Source organism: Shewanella sp. 5S214 (assembly GCF_041439795.1).
Classification (GTDB): domain Bacteria; phylum Pseudomonadota; class Gammaproteobacteria; order Enterobacterales; family Shewanellaceae; genus Shewanella; species Shewanella vesiculosa.
Map to the genome: position 1 here is coordinate 1 of NZ_JBGOOV010000039.1, position 22,248 is coordinate 22,248.

The 22,248-nt window shown below is 39.0% G+C and carries 12 protein-coding genes; 11 read left to right on the plus strand and 1 reads right to left on the minus strand.

The features are described 5' to 3' along the window. Positions 1–166: 166 nt before the first annotated feature. The 5 genes from ACED29_RS19385 (at position 167) to ACED29_RS19405 (ending at position 7,053) form a co-directional block, all read left to right on the plus strand. Complete coding sequence (locus ACED29_RS19385; protein ID WP_371698455.1) at positions 167–1,945, plus strand: ATP-binding protein; 1,779 nt, start codon at positions 167–169, stop codon at positions 1,943–1,945. 983 nt (positions 1,946–2,928) lie between these two features. After that, positions 2,929–4,515: an ATP-dependent endonuclease gene (locus ACED29_RS19390; RefSeq protein WP_371698456.1), complete on the plus strand. Its 1,587-nt coding sequence runs from the start codon at positions 2,929–2,931 to the stop codon at positions 4,513–4,515. Next, complete coding sequence (locus ACED29_RS19395; protein ID WP_371698458.1) at positions 4,500–5,531, plus strand: DNA helicase UvrD; 1,032 nt, start codon at positions 4,500–4,502, stop codon at positions 5,529–5,531. The genes ACED29_RS19390 and ACED29_RS19395 overlap by 16 nt, the downstream gene beginning before the upstream one ends. Positions 5,532–5,654: 123 nt before the next feature. Further along, the gene (locus tag ACED29_RS19400; protein WP_371698459.1) at positions 5,655–6,560 is read left to right on the plus strand and encodes a hypothetical protein; all 906 of its coding nucleotides are present in this window, start codon (positions 5,655–5,657) and stop codon (positions 6,558–6,560) included. A gap of 118 nt (positions 6,561–6,678) precedes the next feature. Next, positions 6,679–7,053: a DUF2511 domain-containing protein gene (locus ACED29_RS19405; protein WP_371698460.1), complete on the plus strand. Its 375-nt coding sequence runs from the start codon at positions 6,679–6,681 to the stop codon at positions 7,051–7,053. A gap of 359 nt (positions 7,054–7,412) precedes the next feature. Here the strand turns inward: ACED29_RS19405 and ACED29_RS19410 are convergent, their stop codons facing one another. Beyond that, entirely contained in the window at positions 7,413–8,036 is a 624-nt protein-coding gene (locus ACED29_RS19410; RefSeq protein ID WP_371698461.1) for a hypothetical protein, read from the minus strand. A gap of 223 nt (positions 8,037–8,259) precedes the next feature. Here ACED29_RS19410 and ACED29_RS19415 point away from each other — a divergent pair, with 223 nt between their 5' ends. The 6 genes from ACED29_RS19415 to traN all read left to right on the plus strand — a co-directional run bounded on the left by ACED29_RS19415 (position 8,260) and on the right by traN (position 22,246). Then, positions 8,260–16,092 carry an Ig-like domain-containing protein gene (locus ACED29_RS19415; RefSeq protein WP_371698462.1) on the plus strand — a complete coding sequence of 2,611 codons (7,833 nt, stop codon included), beginning with the start codon at positions 8,260–8,262 and terminating at the stop codon, positions 16,090–16,092. A 153-nt stretch (positions 16,093–16,245) separates the two neighbouring features. Continuing rightward, positions 16,246–16,719, plus strand: a complete 474-nt coding sequence (gene lepB / locus ACED29_RS19420; protein WP_182742159.1) for a signal peptidase I — start codon at positions 16,246–16,248, stop codon at positions 16,717–16,719. Beyond that, a complete protein-coding gene (locus ACED29_RS19425) occupies positions 16,706–17,866 on the plus strand; it encodes a TrbC family F-type conjugative pilus assembly protein (protein ID WP_371698464.1) in 1,161 nt (386 codons plus the stop codon). Before lepB ends, ACED29_RS19425 begins: the two co-directional genes overlap by 14 nt. 1 nt (position 17,867) lies before the next feature. Beyond that, on the plus strand, positions 17,868–18,017 hold the full coding sequence (locus ACED29_RS19430) for a hypothetical protein (protein WP_182742161.1): 150 nt from the start codon (positions 17,868–17,870) through the stop codon (positions 18,015–18,017). Positions 18,018–18,019: 2 nt separating this feature from the next. Then, positions 18,020–19,048: a TraU family protein gene (locus ACED29_RS19435; protein ID WP_182742162.1), complete on the plus strand. Its 1,029-nt coding sequence runs from the start codon at positions 18,020–18,022 to the stop codon at positions 19,046–19,048. Between the two features lie 6 nt (positions 19,049–19,054). Further along, positions 19,055–22,246: a conjugal transfer protein TraN gene (gene traN / locus ACED29_RS19440; protein ID WP_371698465.1), complete on the plus strand. Its 3,192-nt coding sequence runs from the start codon at positions 19,055–19,057 to the stop codon at positions 22,244–22,246. Positions 22,247–22,248: the final 2 nt, after the last annotated feature.

Sequence of the window (22,248 nt, forward strand, 5' to 3'; positions counted from 1 at the left end):
GCGGTTAAATAAGGAAAACTCTCTTAAAATATGATCGATATAAGGGATGGTTACAGTTAGACTTCAAGCGATTAAATGATGAATACTTTACTGTTCTCAAACCTTCCCAAAAAGAAAGCGAAGATGAAAGTGCAGTTCTGGTGTCTGAGAAAATTGGCGGTGACCTATGAGTATCGAAATCGGAGAAGTAATCTCCGTAAAAGGTACGAATATCATCGTTAAACTATACGAAGAATCTAACAAAGAGACACTTTTCTACAATGGTGAAAAATTTAATGGTGTTTCGATCCAAGAGTTTATTCTTATTCGTCGAGGCTTCAAAGATATCGTAGCTAGGGTTCAAGGCGAATACCTAGATGAACGTTTGAAAGACGAAGAGAATGGCTGCTATATCCGCAAAGTTGAATTAGTACCCATTGGATATTTCCTATTTGATGAATTCCATGAAGGTATCAAACATTTGCCAATGATCCGGGATATAGCTTATTTAATGAGTGACACACAGGTTAAGTCCATCTTTGGAAAGGCTGATGATAACTTCATTGTTGGTGAAACACTTACAGAAGAAATACCTGTTTCTCTTCCTTGGGTAAAATTATTTAACACTCATATCGGAGTATTTGGCAATACAGGTAGCGGTAAGTCTAATACTTTGACGAACTTATACACTACTTTATTTAAAAATAAGCTAGAAAAATTTGGAGACAAAAGCCACTTCGTCATTATCGACTTTAATGGCGAATATACAAATAATCAGCTAATATCAAAAGGCGATTACAAAAAGGTATACCAGCTAGATACTCGTAATAATGATGGTGATAAATTTCCGTTAAGTAACGATGTTTTTTGGGATGAAGAGTTATTTGGTATCTTATTTAAGGCTACAGAAAACACTCAAAAGCCATTTTTAAAGCGGGTTGTTACGGGACGAAATAAATTCAAAGACTTTCCAAATAGCTTAGAGAATTATGTCAAGTCAACTATTTTAAGAGCTCTTACAAGTACCGCACCAAAGAAAGAGTTTGTTGAACTCATAGTCGAAATATCGAAGCTTACTGATTCCAAAAGCCTAGAGGCAACAATACAAAAAATGGCTTGGCATGGTAAAGATGGAAAACTGTATTTCCCGAATTTTATACCGCCAAATTATCTAAGTGGTGGTGAGAATGACGGAGCTTATATAATTCATTGCAAACCAAAAGTAGATAGTATAAAAATTCGACAGTTATCGCCATTCACTGAGCTAAAGTTGAGAATCAACACTCAACTTCTTTCTGATCTTGTTAGCGGTTATGTTCAGTTTGATCATATTCAACCTCTACTTAAGAGAGTGGAGGCGTCATTGATAGCACTAGATCGTGTGTTTGAAGTCGCTGAAGAACAACCGGTAACAAAGTTGTTATCGGTAATATCACTTCGAAAAACTAGTCAAGAAATTAAGAAGGTCTTGCCACTTTTACTTGCTAAGTTTTATTATGGCGCGCACAAACAGAAGGTTATGAACCAGAGTCCACCAGAGCAAACATTTCACATGATAATTGATGAAGCTCATAACATACTATCAACCCAATCTAATCGTGAGAGTGAGAGCTGGAAGGACTATCGCCTGGAGCTGTTTGAGGAAATAATCAAAGAAGGTCGTAAGTTTGGTTTCTTTTTAACTTTATCAAGTCAGAGACCAGCAGATATCTCACCTACTATTATGTCTCAGTTACATAACTTCTTTATTCATCGCTTAGTTAATGATCGTGACCTCAAATTGCTGGAAAACACAATTAGTTCACTTGATGAGTTGTCTCGACAAATGATTCCTAACCTTTCAAAGGGGTGTGCGATAATTACGGGGACATCATTTGATATTCCAATGGTTGTTCAATTCAAAGAAATGTCTGATGGTAGTAGGCCTGATAGTGATGATATTGATTTAAAATCCCTTTGGAAATAGAGAATGAAAACACATAATATTTTGGTTTTTTTGGATTTCTTATTTTAATCCAAATTTGTAAACTAGAACAAAGAACCTAGCTCGTTGATGTCCAGAATAAGTTAGAACATCTCTAATGTAGTGGCCAGTTTTAGTTAGCCACTACAATAATAACTTTAAAAAATTTAGGTCTAAGTTAATCACCTGGTTTGTGATCATGTGGTTTTAACGGCTTATGTTTATTTGGTGTGTTAGTACGTTGTCTTTTATCCGGCGTTCCATCATCATTTTCTCTTTTCGGTCCTGGTTTAATGAACATATGTATACCCTTTGTAATGGTTTAAGTTGTTTATTCACCTTTATAATAACCATTTTTATACTAAAACATAGATTTAAAAACAGTAATGAAATTTATTTGTAAGGGATAGAAATTTAATTATTTGTGTTCCTAATTGGCTTGTTTTTCATTTTATCGAATTATTACTCTCTGTTTAAAGCTGGCTTATCGATCAAAAAGCTAATCATAATGTACTATTTCATATAAATGGTTAATGTCTCGAATGTGGTAGCTACTGCCCTTATGACGTTGAATTTAGCCATGTTGAATTTTTTATTCTATGATATTGCACAAAGGACTGTTTAATTCGCATTGAGGACGTTAGCCCTATATTTTTCTCATCCGAATTAGTGCAAATAATCTAGCACGTTTCTGTCCAGGTAAGGCTTAGAGTGACCGCTCTAAATCGTTATTGCCCCTTTACCACTTAGAGTAAAAGCTCACTAACATGTAGTGAATACGATATTGCCTTACTAAAACTTATCCGAAAAGGCTTACGGTAAAAGAACGCTAAAATCAGATCGCATTTAGCAATTTTATTCTCGATGTATATCACTAAGTGGCTGATTATATATTGAATAAATAATAGGAAGATGGCATTCTGGTTAGAAGGTAACCAGCTTTTCGCTGTCTAAGTATTCAACCGCACTTCCTAAGAATGAACAGTATGAAAACGATAACTAAAATACAATTACGAAACTTCAAAAAATATCGTGAATTTAATGTCAGCTTTGATCCGGAACTAAACTTACTGATAGGCGATAATGAAGCTGGCAAAAGCACTATTCTAACGGCTATTGAATTAGTGTTAAGTGGCAGTAAAAGTAAAGTTGAGACAATTGGACTAGAAAGTTTTTTTAATACTAGCGTGATACAGGATTTTTTAGCTAGTGGAAAGAAGTTTGAAAATCTACCAGTTCTTATTATCGAACTGTACTTAAATGAGCAAGGCAACCCTTCTCTAAATGGTAAAAACAACCTGGATGGAGTTCCAGGTGATGGACTTAGATTGATCTGCGAACCTAACGAAGAGCTGAGCCATGAAGTAGCTCAGGTGTTAGCTCAAGCCGAGGCCAATTTTCCTTTTGAATATTACTCAATAAGGTTTTCTACCTTTGCTGACGAGGCGTACACTGGCTATCGTAAGTTTTTGAAACACTTGACACTCGATAGTTCCCAGATAAATAACGAATATGCGACTAGAGAGTATATTAAGACTGTTTATGAATCTCATGTAGATCAACCACAAAGGATTGGATTGCAGAACGATTATCGCCAGCAAAAGGCAAACTTTAAAGAAAACAGCTTAAAACCGATTAATGACACTCTGGATAACTATCAATTTTCGGTTAAATCGGGCACAAAATCTAATCTTGAGACTGATTTAACAATTACTGAAGATGATGTTCCACTTGAAAATAAAGGTAAAGGGCGTCAGTGTTTTATCAAAACTGAATTTGCACTACAGCGAAGCAATCCAGACCAAGATCTAGATGTTCTCCTTTTAGAGGAACCTGAAAATCACCTCAGTCATACCAATATGAAAAAATTGGTAGATCGAATTTCTGAATCTGAAGCAAAGCAAATCTTCATTGCTACTCATAGCAGTTTGATCAGTACTAGGTTAGATCTTCGAAAAACAGTTTTCCTGAATAGCAAATCGACAGACCCACTGTTGTTAAAAGACCTGCCTAATGACACCGCCAAGTTCTTTATGAAAGCCCCAGACAATAACGTTCTGGAGTTTGTAATGTCACCCAAGGTCATTCTGGTGGAAGGTGATGCTGAATACATGCTTATTGAGCAGCTTTACATAAACGTCACACAATCCACACCAGAACGTGATGATGTACACATCATTTCGGTCGGTGGAACAAGCTTTAAGCGTTATCTTGATATTGCAAAATTATTAGGTATGAGAGTTGCGGTCATCAGAGACAATGATGGTGATAAGGAAGTAAACTGTGTTGATAGTTTCATTGATTACACAGCCGATAATATGCAGGTATTTTGTGATGACGATGATACTAATTGGACTTTCGAAATATGTATACTGGCTTCAAATCCCAAACTTTGCGAAGAGCTATTTAGTAAAAAGTTAAGAAAGAAACCGAAAAAAGAAGAAAAAATGACACTCCCTGAGTACATGTTAAGTCATAAAGCTGACGTGGCTTTTGAACTGCTTGATAAGAAAGCCGAAGAATTACTTACACCTGATTACATTGCCAGAGCGTTCGCATGGATAAACGAGTAATTTTCGCTGTAGCTGGTTCAGGTAAGACCAGCCATATCATTGATGGTTTAAATGAGGGGTCGCGTACCCTTATCATAACTTATACTGAAAACAATTTTAAAAGCCTAAAGAAGCGCATATCAGGCAAGTTTGGATACATCCCGAGCGGTATCAAAGTGTATACCTATTTCACTTTTATATATTCATTCTGTTTCAAGCCAATTTTGGGTCATGATGTAAAAATCAAGGGCATAAACTGGGACATACCTCCTCAATTTACGCTCCGTCTAAAGAGAAATGATGAACGTTTCTATGTCGATAAAAATAAAAGGTTGTACCATAACCGTATTGCTAAATTGTTGGAACAGTTTGGAGTCATTGATGAACTGATATCAAGGGTGGAAAAGTACTTTGATAGTATTTGCATTGATGAAGTTCAAGATTTTGCCGGACATGATTTCAATCTACTTCTTCAACTGGCAAGCGCGAGAGTGAACCAACTCTTGGTTGGGGATTACTACCAGCACACATTCGATACCAGTAGAGATGGTACAACTAATAAAACTTTGCATGACTGCTATGAAAAATATAAGCAAAAGTTTATCAAATCTGGTTTCACGATTGATACTGCTACCCTTTCTCGTAGTTACCGCTGTAGTGCAAACACGTGTGAATTTGTCACTGATAACATTGGGGTAAATATTCTTTCACACCGAAAAGATGCAACGAATGTAGAGTTTATCAAATGCAAAGAACGTGCTAATGAGCTTTTTACTTGTCCTGAAACAGTAAAGCTTTTTTATCAAGCAAGCTATAAATACAAGGGACTAACGGAAAATTGGGGAGCAACAAAAGGTGAAGATCACTATGGGCATGTTTGTGTGGTTTTGAATCAAAAGACCCTGACTTATTTAAACCAAGGTAAGCTACACGAGTTACCATCACAGACGAAAAACAAACTTTATGTGGCGTGTACTAGAGCAAAGGGAAACCTTTATTTAGTTCCTGAACATCACTTATTAGAGTTTAAACAGTGATTAATAAGTTATCTGTTAACCAATTAACTTGGATGTGGCAGCGGCCAAGTCCAATACACGATTTGTGCCTTGCAAACAGCACAACGCACAAATACTAAGGCGTTAGTTTACTAAGGAGAGGCCGTGCACAAATATGAATTAGACATTATCGGTAATGCAATCGACAGTTTGGATGAAGCATTAGCTAAATATGAACAAGGTCAAAATGGATGCAAACGATCTCATAAGTTTGCACTGTTGCATTTTTGCCATTTCATGGAGTTGATTTTAAAACACTACATTTCGACAGTAGAAGAAAATTTAATATATTCCAAAGTGTTTAGAGTCGTGGCCAAAAGAGCTAAAGATGATGGCATAACTTTAATCGAAGCCTTTGAAGTTTTAGAAAACGAAGAGTTTGACTTTGAATCCCCTATTAAAGGCAACCAAAACCCTCATACAATTACTCTCGATATGGCTCTTGAATACGTTGAGTCTGATAAAGATTATTTCGATTCTGAATTTGCTTCCGAAATTAGATCGTTAAAAGACTTAAGGAATGATATTGAACACCATAAATTTGAAATGGACACCAAAGAGGTAAGGTTGGCTTTGGGGCGGCTAACTCGTGGATTCGATGAATTTACTGATATTTTTAGTGTTGTTGGTTTACAGGATGTAATCAGTAAAGAGCAGTTAGGTATTTTTCAAACATTAGCGGATGAATATGAACACGAATTAGAAGAAGCAAAAGTAAAAGTGAGAGATGCGCATAATGCAGCTTTCAGAGGTGTGAGGCCTAAGCATCAGTATGATGTGCATTGGGCTACTTATGACTGTCCAGAATGTAATGTTAGTGATTTGATGATTCCTAATGAAGACTCTTCAACAGGTTTTAAGTGTACGATGTGTGGGAATGAAGAATCAGAAGATATCGAAGTTGATTGTGAAATTTGTGGCTCATCTTGGCCAAACGGTGAAATGAGTAGTTGGGTTGATACGTATTCTTATACATGCCCAGATTGTAATGACTTCGACAGTAAGTATTAACGTAAACTAACAATGCAATTAAATATTATAAAACAGTGGGTTATGCTTCGATACATATTTTAGTCTGCTTAAGTGTCGTTATTGTTCAAATGTGTGTTCCATTAATGTGAAAAATAATATGAAAAAATTGCTCTCTACTTTAACTCTAATGAGTATTTCCTGTTTTGCCGTAAGTGGCACTGCTATTGATTCTGCTAGCTATGGCGAAAAATGGCCATTTACTGTTGAAAGCGGTGTTGTTGCCTGTCTTAAAAATAACTCAGTTATTTTCGTTGCGAATAATACTGAATATGCATTAAATGGTGTGGCATCAAGTCTGGGTTATCAGCCTCTTGAGCCTATTTGGAAGTATGATGTTGAGTTTTTGGCTTATCAAAAAGAGGCTGCGATATCAGAGGGAAAATCACTTGAAGATATCCAGAAAGAAATGGGAGGCACACCACGAATAAATATTGGTGACATTTTAAAAACAGGCTTGGAACTCTGTGATTAAAAACACTAATCGGGTAGCCCGAGGTATTTAACCTCCAGCCCCCACACCACCCTGCATGCGGCTACGCACAGGGCGGTTCATTTACTCTCTTCAATGAATGACCTAACTAAACTTTCTGGTTAGCTTCTTTGTTTCGAGAGTGAACTGCGATCCATCCATCTCTTAGTGAGCATAAGCCCGCTTTCTTAAGATAGTCATTACTAATTATAATGTGATTTGCAGGCTCTAGAGTCTAAGCACTAAATCATTTTTGTCCATTTTTGGGTCAGCGACATCTTCGCTGACTCACTTATGCCCCAACGCTTGTTTCGTACACATGATCAAAAACTTTCAGCTACTGAGCAAGAGGTTATTAGTCGTTAAATATTGTGTCTCGCCATAATCTCCAAACTCTTAATACAGGCATCAGTAGTCAATCCTGGAAAATTTCTGATGTACTGCACGCACGCCATATGCCCCAACATCATTGCATCAAAACCTGCCACAGGAACAGCCATAGCAGGCTTGCCTCCCTCCGTAACACAGACAAACAAAATCATTGGAGAATTATCGCTTCTTGATTGCCAAGCTAACGAGAAGCCTTTGTTCGCATTGACGCCGTGAGATTTCCCCTCAAAAGCCTGTTTAATACCTAAAAATGTCGATATGACGTGAGGTAATTCAGTTTTAGTAATTTGAATGGAGATTTTTTCTGCCCAGTTATATTGCCTTGGGCCGACTGAAATTGCCGCTTCTATCATAACCGTTTCCCATTCAGAAGAGCGCGTTAACGATGGTTTTAACTCGATAGCGGCTTTCTTGCCATGACATTTCAGACTAAAGAACGTATTAAATGCCCCGCTATATTGTGGTTTATTAAAATCGGTATAAGTAGGTTCTTGAGGTTGATTATGAGTCCTTGCTGAATAAGGTGGGCTTTGTAAATTGCCAGATGAACGCTGTTCAAAATGTTCTGTTGAGTAGATGCTATTTGAATTATACATATTGACTCCTTTTTGCCTTTACTACATTTTTACCCCGTTTTTCAAACCCGCAACTCAACTATTTTCGAAAAAACTAATTAGCGAGTCCCAAACTGGACCTGAACCAGCTCAGACTTAAAAATTTAGTCAGTAGAATAATCTGTGGAATATTCTGGCTCGGAGAATGAGAATGAACGGATTAGTGAAATGTTTTGGATTGATAGTAATGCTTGGGGTTATCCCTATGAGTTATGCATCTAGCAATACGAATACGTTATTACCTGAAATAAAAGCGTTAGCACTAGACAAATTGGTTCTAGATCGAAAAGATAAACCTGTCACTGTACTTGAGACGCCTGTTATCACAGATGCAAGCGGAAAGGTCGCGCAAGGATTAACAAAAGTGAAGGTCTCACTGGCGAGTGATGCGGTAACTAGCCTAATCATTCTCGGAAAATCGCTAAAGCCTGGGCAATCAATGACCATTGTCCAAGATTTAACTGCAACGGGCGGTGTGTTAAAGATTCCGTTTTATCCTGAAACATCAAATATTGCTGGCATTAGTCATTATTCTTTAGATATTCCCAACATTACTGCTGAGATATGCCCTGATTCATATTCACTTAATTCCGCGACTAACTCTTGCCAAAAAGTGAACACTACAAGTCTGTTGTATACCTGCCCAGGTGATAATTGGACTTACTCTGGAGATGTCTCAAAGTGTATAAAGCAAACAGAAATTCCAAAAACGACCTGTCCGGTGGGATTTGACACTAACGGTGATGGTACTTGTACTAAAACTGAATACGAAGCTACGGTTGCCAAATGTTATGCAGGTTTTGCTTATTCTGAAACCAATGAACGTTGTGAAAAAACATTAGTCGCCATAGCAGATAAGATATGTTCAGACCCAAGCTACACATATGAGGTAGCGACGAATGATTGTAGAAAAACAATCACTCAATCAGTAAATTACGATTGCTTTTTAGGGTTTTCGTATAATTCAACATTAAAAATATGTGAAAGAACGTTATCAACAGATGCTACCCCCATTTGTACTACTGGCTATTCTTACTCAACAACGAATAAGCGGTGTGAAAAAACCGTTGCGCAGACTGCAACTAAAACGTGTACCTCAGGTTTTACCTACTCAGTAGCAAATAATCGATGTGAAAAAGCACTAACAACCACTGCTGATCCAGTTTGTACTTCTGGTTATACTTATTCAGCAGCTAATTCACGTTGTGAACAAACGTTAATCCAAACGGCAAGCAAGGTGTGTGCAAGTGGTTATACCTATTCGTCTGCCAACAATCGCTGTGAGAAAACCACGACGTTATCGGCGACGCCAGTGTGTTCAAGTGGCTACTCGTATTCTTCAGCTAATTCTCGTTGCGAGAAAACGGTTATCCAAGCGGCAAGCAAAGTTTGTACGAGTGGTTATATCTACTCTTCAACCAATAATCGCTGTGAGAAAACCCTATCTCAAACTGCAAGTAAGGTATGTACGAGCGGTTATACCTACTCTTCAACCAATAATCGCTGTGAGAAAATCCTAACTCAAACGGCAAGCAAGGTGTGTGCGAGTGGTTATACCTATTCGTCTGCCAATAATCGCTGTGAGAAAACCACGACGTTATCTGCAACGCCTGTCTGTTCTAGTGGCTACACGTATTCATCAGCCAATGCTCGTTGTGAAAAAACGTTAATCCAAACTGCTAGTAAGGTTTGTTCTAGTGGTTATACCTATTCTTCAATCAATAACCGCTGTGAGAAAACCACGACGTTATCTGCAACGCCTGTCTGCTCTAGTGGCTACACGTATTCATCAGCCAATGCTCGTTGTGAAAAAACGTTAACCCAAACAGCTAGTAAGGTGTGTGCGAGTGGTTATACCTATTCGTCTGCCAACAATCGCTGTGAGAAAACCACGACGTTACCGGCAACGCCTGTGTGTTCAAGTGGCACTTATAACTCGGCAACTAATACGTGTAGTGCGACGGTGAATGTTGCAGCGACAAGCCAATGCCCAAGTGGGTATAGTTATGTTTCCGCGCTAAACTCATGTAATAAAGTCGTAACCACAACACCATATTTAAGCTGTCCTTCGGGGGCGGCCCCAGATTGGGATTCTGATTTATATTTATGGTACTGTGGTGACACTTGGGTTACAGCATCTTCATCACAAACTTGTCCTGTGGGCGCGGTAACAAATACCAAACTTGCAGATGGTCCGACCCGGCCTAAAGTTACTTGCCGTGTTACCCAATATGCATCACCTTCACTCGCTTGCCCAAGTGGATATACAATATCTGGCGCAAATTGTACTGGGCAAACAAGTTCTCCAGTCAGCAGTTATAGTTGCCCAAGTGGTTATAGTTTATCAGGCTCAACTTGTAGTTTATTACAAGCACAAGCCTTTAGTTATAGCTGCCCTAGTGGTTATAGCTTGTCAGACTCAACGTGTAGCTGGCTCCAAACAGGCAGTAATACATTAAGCTGCCCAAGTGGTTATAGTCTAAGTGGTTCTACTTGTAGTTTATTGCAAATACAGGCCTTTAGTTATAGCTGTCCAAGTGGTTATAGTCTAAGTGGCTCAACGTGTAGTCGGCTCCAAACAGCCAGTAATACATTAAGCTGCCCAAGTGGTTATAGTTTATCAGGCTCAACGTGTAGTTTATTTCAAATGCAAGCCTTTAGTTATAGCTGTCCAAGTAGTTATAGTCTAAGTGGCTCAACGTGTAGTTTATTACAAGCACAAGCCTTTAGTTATAGCTGTCCAAGTGGTTATAGCTTGTCAGGCTCAACGTGTAGTTTGTTGCAAGTACAAGCCTTTAGTTATAACTGTCCAAGTGGCTATACCTTAAGTGGCTCTACGTGTAGTCAACTTCAAAACACAAACAATACATGGAGCTGTCCAGGAGGGTATACCCTAAGTGGTTCAGCGTGTAACTTGTTACAAGCGCAAGCCTTTAATTATAGCTGTCCTAGTGGTTATAGCTTATCAGGCTCAACTTGCAGTAAATTAATTAACACTAGTAATTCGTGGTCTTGCGATAGCGGTTGGACGTTATCAGGTTCAACGTGCCATTCAACAGATGCGTTGGCATTTTCCTATACCTGCCCAATAGATTATGTGAATCATAATGATGGTAGCTGTACGCAACTGCAAAATACAGCTAATACTTGGAATTGTCCCACAAATTATGCGAACAGCAATGATGGTTCGTGTTCGTGGTATCAAACCGCTTTAAATTCATTATCATGTTCAGATCCTACCTACACAGCATATTCAAATGATGAAACGTGTAAAAAGGTATTAACAGATACATATATTTATAATTGTACCGACTCCTCGTATTCTCTTTCCGGTTCGAGTTGTTCGTTACTATTAACAGAACAGGAAGAATGGATTTGTGACGATAATTCATTTGGAAAAATTTCTGAAACTCAATGTAAAAAAGAAACTGATGCAAATTTGGCGGGCTCTTGCCCAATTGGGTTTGTGGCATCACCAGACGGTAAATCTTGTGAATACTCAGATACTACACCACTCATAAATAGTTGTTCTGAATCCTTTACGTTAAAAGGGGGCGAGTGTGTGAAAGATGTTTATTTTGCGCCTATTTGCTCAACTTCATTTGTCGATTCTTCATGTTCTTGTGATTCAGGAATGACGCTGAATCCAACAACATATCAATGTGAAGGCATTGAAAAAAAGGCCATATTAGTGAGTTGCCCGGTTGGGTATTATGCTCAAAATGGACAATGTGAGTATCATAAAACAGTTGATGTTGTTTATGATTTTTGTCCATTGGGTATGATGGCTCAAAATGGCGTGTGCGTATTAACAGAAGAGATATCAACGACATTAACGTGTAAGGCTCCATACACATTACAAGGGTCAGAATGCAAATACATCGATACTAAGCCAACAGGCTATGTGCTTGGCGTAGACTCAGTGTCTTATGACGGTGGCATTAACACTGAGATATCCGCAATAACATTGGGTACTAAGAAATTTGATGCCATTGTTAGTGAAATTTCAGAAATAGCTGTCGATGATATTACGGGATGTCGATTGGTGACGTCAGAGGAACTAGCTAAAGGCGAGATAAAAAAAGGAGATATTCCTTGTTTTGTTAAATGGACTGCATTGCCTGAAGGGGTTACTGGTATAAACGATAAAGTTTCAGGGATATTCCAACAATCTGGTACTCAATCATTAGAGTATTCATTGTTTGGTTTTAATGGCAATGCAATAACAGAATTTGAAATATCAAAAGGAAAAATTGATTTAACAGTCAATGAGCCGCCTAAACCTGCTATCGAAGATGTAACGACTAGGTTAATGAGTCAAGTCTCTAGTGGCTTTGAAATGTACAACTACAGTGAAGATAGTCAATTAAGTTATACAACCGTACTGGTCAAACCAAGAACATACATTCAAAAGGTGACCATTGATGATATCGGAACATGTTATGTATCAGTTGGCGCGTCGTCTTGTACAATTTATAGCAGCGTGGCATTTACGAAAGACTTAGCTCATCTTCAATTTGACAGTAACTATAAAATTATAGCGAACAGTAAAATTGGTGGTTGGGATGAAGCCAATTTAATCACTGAAGATTGGGTTATTCATCATGACTTTCGGGGACCGAATATCGCGTTTACTAGTTTTAATCCAATATTAGCCAATGATCCTGTCGTTAATTCGGATTTAGGCTTTACTGTAGCGATTGCGGGTGGGCAGGGTGCCGTTGGAGTCAGTAACTTCCGATCTGAATTAGTGAATACCGATACTTGGTGGAAACCTTCACGCGTAGAATTAGTTTTTACGGCTAAAGAGGGCACTCAAAGTGTCAGTACCATTATGGTTGATGGTAACGAAATTACGTTTGATATTCCCAATAGCACTGCTGATTCAAAAAAAATCACTAATATCTCGGTTATCAGTGAGAGTTTTGCGAGTGCTTATCCATTTGAAATGACGTCTTTGACTCCCGGTGAGTACAATGTTCAAGTTATTGCGAAAGACACTTACAACAATGAAACGATAGAAACCTACAATAACGTTGTTGTGGCCAGACCGATACCGCAAATAAAGGTGATGCATAAAGGACGATCTATCGAGCAACTTTCAAGTGCTCAAACTGTCAATATGTTAGATGATTTAACGATCGTTGCTCACAATGGTGTAGTGGGTGAGTCGAAAATAACGAGCATTAAAATCGATGGTCGAGAAGTAATAACAACAAACAATGATACCTATTTCAAAAAACTTACTGGTGAGGGCTTTGATCTTGAAGCTAACTCATCATATGTTCTGGAAGTAGAGGCAGAAGATAAAGAGGGGCATGTTGCCTCGCTATCTTTACCCTTTAATTATTTACAAATGACCTTTGGCATAAACCATAAACCAGTGACTGTCATTCAAAAAGTGGAAGATGTCGCGCTTACTGTTAATCGTACTCGCGGGATCAGATGTGATTTGTATGGAACGAAAGCTGCTGCCGCATTAGCATCAAATGACAATAATTATGCTTGTTATATTGAGTGGTCAACTTTACCTGCCGGGTTAACGCCCTCTGTCGCCACATATCAGTCTAAATTATCTGGAGCCGTCACAGAGTTAGGAATGAACACTGTCACATATAATGCCTATATTGTGAATAAGTCAGGCCGGGCGGCTAAGGTGGGTAGCGAAACCGTAACTTTTGAAGCGATTGAGCCATTGCCATTGGAAATAGCATTAGACGACAAACTGAAATTAAGCGAGGGAGTTTATAGCGTTTCAATCAATGACACTTTGTTAGGTCGATACAGAGGTCAATCTAGCCGAGCTCATGTTGATGTTCGTTTAAGTAATGAATTTGGAGATGAGAAGCTTTATAAACACAACCAACTACCGTTTGGTGAAACTCAAACATTTTCTGCTTATGCGGAACGGTTGGGTGATGCGGTGTTGTGGGATAAGACACAGTACACATTAAAGGCAAATTATCGGTTGGCTCCTGAATTAACTGCTGAACAAAAGTTTGACTTAATTGTTACGCCTCACCCATACATGCAGGTCTTAATGGACTTAGATAGTCCCCAATATACGTCAATAGACACGATAAATGCGACGATCTCATTAGGTCTACGTAATAATATGACGGGGTTGTTTGAGTACGATCAAACAACAATGGGAACCGGTTGGGATGTATATCTTGCGTTTAAAAAAGGGAATACATTCGAACCTATAACCGAATCAACTTCAATAGACTCCACAGGGAAAGGCTTAATAACGCTAGACGCCAATATTATATTTGAGCGTAATCTCGCTATTTATGCCATAGCTAAAGCCCAATCGCCATATCCAGATATAGCTATTGAGAGAGTATCAATACCTAGAAGCATTACTGTGGTAAAAGGTACGGCTGTAGATGGCAAAGTTGTATCGCGGTTGGTTCAATCAAGAGTGCCGGCTAACTTTGATATTCGTTTTGATACGGATTCATATGATGATTTCAGGGTGTTGGGTGATATTGAATGGCAAAAGCAAGATTCATCAGGAAACTGGCTGGCTGAGCCAAGCTTTGATAACAAGCAATATATATCTATTAAATCAACAAGTCCTGAAACAATTAAAATCCGAGCGTTAGTGACTAATAAAGAAACGTTGGTTCAAACCCATTCAGACGAAGTCACATTGATTAGTTACGATGTTCCTACGCTTAAGATAGATGGTGCTAGTCAAGCTATATCAGGACAAGATGTCCTATTATCAGCGCTCGATAATGGTGAAACACCACCATCGGATGCCATTGTGGAATGGTCCCTTGATAACGGTGAAACATGGGAAGCTGGTGGATTGACATACGATATGGTCGTGGGAGAAAGCGCCCTGAAAATTAAAGGTCGTATGAAATATGCGAACACGTCAGTCGATATTAAAGCGGGTCAATGGAGTGAGGCGACCAAGTATATTTCGGTCACTAAACCAAAAGCCTTGATTGTCAATGTTGTGAAGCCCAATCTTGTTGAAGTGGGTACTGAGATCGAACTGAGTTTGCAAGTCGCTAACCAATTTGCAGCAACAGGGGTGCCAGTACTTTCTGAATGGATAATGCCAGATGGAAGTACTATTTCGAATGAATCAACTATCAAGTATTTAGTGAAAGAAGAAGATTTAGATAATTCGAATAGACTGAATCTGAAAGCTAGAGCGTGGCTAGAGGGATATAAAGACGTCACATTAGGCGAATCAAATGTAGTAATGAATTCATTTAGTTATTCGTTCCCAACAGATGATCAGTTAAGTCTGTCAATAAACAATAACGTTAAGTTCGTACCATCAACAGGGTTCGCAGTCTTAAACATTCCTTATATCAATGCTCCAGGAGTGAAGTTCTCTTATGATTGGATGTTTGATCAAGAAGCAATTGAAAAAACGTCTGGGTTTGGTAAATCTATGAACTTCAGAGTGTTAAAGGCCGGAGTACATAAAATCACATTGGCTTTTTCAGATAACCGAGGAAACTTTACTTATATAGATGGTTTTGTCGATGCAATAGAACCTGAACCATTGGAATTCAAAGTGACTGAAGTTTTCTCAAACAGATATATGAGATCGCCATTAACCATATCACTGTACCCAAGTGTTAAAACAAGTCACCCATATGACTTCATGAAAGAATTTGTATGGACAATTAATGGTGATACTGGAGAGCCTTCAAGTCGTGCTATTGGTGTTTTTGATGACCTTGAACCGGGCCATTATGACGTTGAATTAAACGTAACATCGAATTTTGGTCAACAAGGCAAACATGTAATGTCATTTGATGTTAAACAAAACCAAGCGCCTGTATGTGAACCTGTAGTAAGAGAGCAATACGGTACTCATATTGTTGATGCAAACTGCAAAGATAGTGACGGTACTATTAGTTATTATCGCTGGGTTGTTAATGGCACTATTTTCAGTCCATATGGTGCACAAGTTCGATTTAGTGAAAATGATTTCCCATCAGCCACGATCGTAATTGAAGCCGTAGATGATGCGGGAGCAAAAGGAATCGGAAACGCCAGTTTTTAGATAAAAGTAAAAAAACCAAAAACCGTCAATATTTCTTAAATATTTGGCGGTTTTTTTATTTCAGTGTCCCAAACGGCACCTGAGTTGACATGGTTAGAAATTTTTATGTTTTAAAATATTGTTATTCAAGATTATTCATGAAGGAATAAAAAGTTGAGACATGCTCTGATTAGTTTCTCTCTTATTGCTGCTGCCATATTGCTTATAGCATCAAAATTTACATTGGCTGTTCCAAGTCAAGATTACTCTTGTTTATATGCGAGTTATTTCCTAGTTGATAAGCAAGCGGTAAATATTCAGCGAGAACGCTTAGTTGCATTTAAGTTGCCAAGAAATACGCCCTACTTTGCAAAAGGTACACGCTGGATTAAAAAATTGGTGGGAATGCCCGGTGACCATATTGTCGTCAATATTGATGCCGTTTTAGTAAACGGCAAGGCCTATAAAAACAATATGAATCTACTTCTAATGAAAATTGATGCAACCGAAGCCGAAGTGACCAAAGAGTTTTATTTAGCAGATGATCAATATTTTTTAATTGGTGAAACCCCGTTGTCATATGATTCGCGATTTTGGGGAACGATACAAAGAAGCGACATGATTGGAGATGCATATGCAATGTTATAGAAAATTCTTGTGGCTAGTATTAGTTCTCGTAAGTGGTATGGCCAATGCGAACCAGATAGTTGAAAAACCTATTACTACTGAGAAAGCATTAAAAATGGCTGAAGATAAAGGATGGTTAGATGGCTTGAATCTGTCTGGTGAAAACCAATCATCTTCGAAAGACGTGGAGCAATTTCTAACGAATGCCCAAGCTCAGATCAAAGACATCACAGATGATTCGTTAACCGTAACAACTCCACTTGCTAAGCCGACATCAGTGACCTTTATGTTCGTCAGTTTATCCATGCCCCGAGCCTCGTTAATAGATGCTTTTAAGAATGCCGCAAAATCAAAAACCACGGTATACATTAACGGTATGTTTGAAAACGATAAAAATATCTTAGATACCATGGCTCGACTGCAAGCAATGACACAAGACATGGTGTTAAAACCTACCGTAAAATTTGGTCCTTCATGGTTCAAGATGTACCAAATACACCGAGTACCAGCGTTGGTTTATGACAATAGTAAGAAACAAATAAAAATGATGGGTATGACTCAAATGCCTTTTTTCAATGAGAAAGTGGCCACTGTAACAACAAGTACAGATTTTGGGGCGTATGGGGCAACGTTTCCAGTCAAAGAAATATCGTTAATTGAACAAATAAAACAACGAATGAGCGAGCTGGATTGGGAAGCAAAGAAGCAAGCAGCTACTAAAAATTATTGGAAGAAACGCCCTACATTTAATTTAAGCTTGGCGGCTGAAAATCACACTTATTACATCGATCCTACCGTGACCATTCAACGTGATGTCGTCAATCGCGCAGGCGTCGTGCTTGCTAAAGCGGGAACAAAGTTTAATCCATTAGCTCAAATGCCAGGCGCATATCTAGGTCTTTATATCGTAGATCCATCAGATAGCTTACAGCTAGCTTGGTTAGATAAGCATCTTAATTCGTTTGATTATCGGGACCAAATTATTGTCACTCGACTTGACGAAGTAAAAGGGTGGGACCAACTCTCTGACCTCAGAAAGCGGTATAAGCGGGATATTTTTCTCCTTGAAAAAGAGTTGATCATCAAGTTTGCACTTAAATCTGTGCCATCGGTTGTCTGCATGGAGAAGAACTACATCAAAGTCAGCGAATTTAACGTGAGAAAATAATATGAAACTAATTACATTAGGGTTAGGTGTCGTTGCTGGCATTTATTTGAGCTTAGAGTACCCCGACGTTGCAATGCAAGTATTAAACAGTTTTATAGATTTTATTAATTGGTTGTCTTTCTATGTCGCATCGATGTTGAGAGGAATTTAACAATGAAAAAATTCTTCATTACCATCTTAACTATTATGACTGTAATGTTTAGTGCCACTTCAAATGCGGCTACCACTGACAACATATGTAAAGATGCCGAAATTTGGACCAAGATAATAGACCAAATCTGTTGGAGTTGTTTTACAGAGGGTTTTTCGTTAATGGGGGTAGGGAAAAAGCCCGATGGGGCAAGCGATAACAATCCATTTTGTATGTGTAACGACAATATCGGCGTGCCCTATGCCGGAACCAAATTGTCGTACTTTGCGCCGATGAGACTGATTGAAACTGTAAAGTTGCCATGGTGCACTCCCACTTTAGGGGGGATAACACTGCAAGATGATTTTGTCGGGATGGGAACGGTAAAAGCAAAAAAAGGCTCTGGGTTTTGGCATAGCCATTATTTTGCATTTCCACTAATGGAAATGTTGGAAATTTTATATATTGATTGTCACCAAGATGGCTATATTGATTTAGATTTAATGTATCTATCCGAAGTTGACCCAACCTGGAATAACGATTTACTCGCCTTATTATTGTCACCAGAAGCAATTTTGTTTGCTACGCCATTGGCACAACCATGGTGTGCGAGTGATTGCGCGTTAATTTCTGCAGATTCGGCACCAGAATCGACGTTTGGGTGTGCTGGGTGTGATGGTCATTTATATCCATTCACGGGCAACATTAAAGGTCAAACTGATAATGTCGCGCAAACCAGTTTAATTGCTCAACGTATGATTAGTTCACTTCATCGTAAAGGGTTATCCAAAAAAACGATGGGGGATGCCAATGTCTGTGAGGCTCATGTGGCTCCATTTACCCCAAGATCACAGTATAAATTCAGTATGGTTTACCCGAGAGCCGAAGCTGATGCGCAAACCGATACGGGCAGTTGTTGTCACCCAATGGGCCAGTCCACAAATTTATGGTGTTTACCCGTCGGTGGGAGAATGAGGCCTGGATTTGAGGATGCGGTTTACATGCTTTGGCAATTCAAAGAATGTTGCCTGACATTAGGAAGTGGGGATTAGCAATCAATGATTACTCAACGTTTATTTAAACTCGTGTGTGTGTATTTCTCATCTATTTGTATGCTGGGTGGAGGGTTGCATTGGGCGTTTTTCTTTACGATATCCGCTCAGGTTGTGTCGTTCGATGTATATGCCTTGGATGATCTGAAAGACAAGTTAGATGCAAAGTTTCAACTAGACACGCCGAAAAACGTTGATGGTACTGATATCTATCAGAAGATTATTGAGAATAAAGATAAAGGGCCATTATCGACTCAGGATATTGAAGTTGAAATCTTGAGTCGCCCTGCGGGGGCTGGCACAACCGTTGATACATCACAATACGACGTCATAGATTTTCATCAAGAATTTGAGAAATACATGGGCGAGGGGCTTGCAGGCGATACACCTACAGCACCAACCATGAGCAACGGCAATATTGATGTTGAGTATTATGAAAAATCAAGCGTGACATTGACCCGCGATGAAAATGGCAATCTGGTGGTCAATGACGTACCAGAATCTCAATGGGGAAATAAAATAACCGGCATCAAAAGCAGTGAGGCGTTCACCAATCAGCAACAACGCTCAGATGAATCATTTAATGCACCAAGTAATTACGGGGATGAAGATGCGTATATCGATGACTTAAAAGTCCAATATGACAAAACATCAGATGGCAAAACGGTGAGTTCTGAAGCTTACAGAGCCATTATAAAGAGTAATGTTGATAATCCCGCGCCGAAAATTCAAAGTAATGCTTATTATTTTAACGAAACGAATAACGCCATTAGTGATGCTAAAAATGGGGAAGGTATTTGGTCACAATCATGTGTAGATGAAACGACAACTGAAACAGAGCAAAGACAAATTCCAGTGTGGGAACCAAAAGTATGCCAAAGACCTAATCATCAAAATAAAAACTTTTGCGAAGTAACGCGAGTGTTAGAGAAACAATCTGACTTAGTTAAAGTGGGGTTTAGGGCGCAATTTGCATACTCATGGGGTAACAATTTAAGCGTGTCAGTTAATTTTGCTGACGGCACATCTCAACCAATCTCACCATCAGACCCTGAAATGTCATCAGGGACAGTAGAATATGCGGCAGAAATTGGACAAGTCGATTATTCATTTTTTTGTGGTGCAACATCCTCTCACGTTAGATTCATTGAAGCATCTAATTGGGCTCAATCCCCATTAGGACAAAAGCGAGACGACTCTATTGAGACAGAAATTATTCAAGCCCCAAGTTGTGCCAACGGGCTAGTGGGTATCTTTAACGTTAGAGATACAAGAACAGAGGGTAAAGATGAATATGATTTGACCGGAGATTTCTCTTTTGAAATTCAAACTTCAGATTATAAGGAGGTTTATACAGAGTTCCCTGCAGGTTGTGCATCAAGTGTTGGATGGAAACCTGGCCCATATCCATGCGAAGGAGATAATTGTTATGACTCGGGTTATGAGAAAAATAACTTCTGTACATTTGATGAGTGGGAAATCGTTGATCAAGGTGTGAGTGATTATCCTCAGTGGGTAATTGAAAATCTTAAACAATTATATCCAAACGACCCAAACCCAGCTGCATTATACGGTGGCGATAAAGATGGCGAAAATCAATATCATGTCGCCTCGTGGAAAATCAACGCAAAAAATTACAGTTGTGACCCACTTAAGGGTAATGATTATTGCGTTCAAGTGCTGAATTCCAAAACTGAAAAGTTCGAAGAACAATGTTATAGCTACGAAGAATTTAAAAATATTGAGGGCTCATGTGCTCAATATGAGACTAACGGTCGTTGTGAAAAAACAGCTGATAGCTGCGGTGAAGGATGGTATGACGAAGTAAATGATATTTGTTATATGTATACAGATAATTATCGCTGTGATGTATCAAAGCCATTTGAAGTGACCAAAACCACTACGACAAACGTGTGTGCTGGAATGCTCCCGTGTATGGGGAATGATTGTGCTTATGGCGAAGAAGAAACCAGTGATGATTTTGAAAAAGCCGTATTAATGGCCTCAATTGCACAAAATGTTGATGATGATGCTACCTGTGCATCAGAAGACCCTGATACGTGTGAAATATTTCCCGGAGAGCGAGAATATTGCTCATGGGAATTATCAGGCATGGGCAACAATTGTTGTGAAGCACCTGCAGGCATCAATTACTTAGAAATGGCGGCAATGGGGTACAAGATGATGCAAAGCGAGACGTTTAAAAATGTATCGTCTTCATTATCTGGTGGGGTAACAAATCAAATTGGTGGGCTCTATACCGATTTTACTTCAATGTTGGTGGATGGGTGGAATTCTGGTGCAACAGCGGTTGTTGACTTTACCAGTTCGGTAATGGGTGATCCTGAAGTGATGCAAGGCGTAGCAGACTCGTTGCAAATTGGCGCTTCTGAAGCGGCCAAGAAAGGCGTAATAGATGGACTTATGCATGAAATGGAACAACAGGTATTTACATTTTTGAATGATTTATTACCTGATCAGCTCGCTAAGATGATGTTTCAAGAAGCAACTGACAAAATGGTAGAAGCTGGGGCGGCAGAGGCAGGGGATACCGTATTGACCGAAGGCGCCTCGCAAGTGCTGAGTATCCTCAGCTTTGTAGGTATGCTTTACACTATTTACAACATGGTTAAATTATTAGCTAACCTGCTGACCCAATGTGATGAAAATGAGCAAGATATGGGGGTTAAATTAGCTCAAAAGCAATGTTTTGCCGTTGGTGATGCCTATTGTGCAAAAAAAGTGCTAGGAGTGTGTTATTTGCGTCGCCAAGATTGGTGTTGTTATTCCTCTATGTTATCCCGCATTATTGCAGACCAAGGGTCGAAGCAATTAGGCAAAGATATGTCTACTTGCCCCGGATTTACCATACCCGAATTTGGCCAAATCGACTTTGATCAATTGGACTTGTCTGAGTGGCTATCGACCATGTATGAAGCGGATATTTTATCGACCTCTGGCTATGATATCGAGAGATTAACCGGCACCGGCCGAATGTTTGGTAATACCACCTGTGAGAATAGTGACGATCCAGATTGTACCGAAATGGAACGGAAGAATGCCGAAGAAAGGGCGGGCGAGCAGTTTACTGATGATGTAAGCGACACAACCAATCAGTTAAAAAATACGTTTGACCCTGAACAGATAGATTGCTCTGTCTATCCAAGGCCATTGATTTGTGAACTAAATGGAAATTAGGT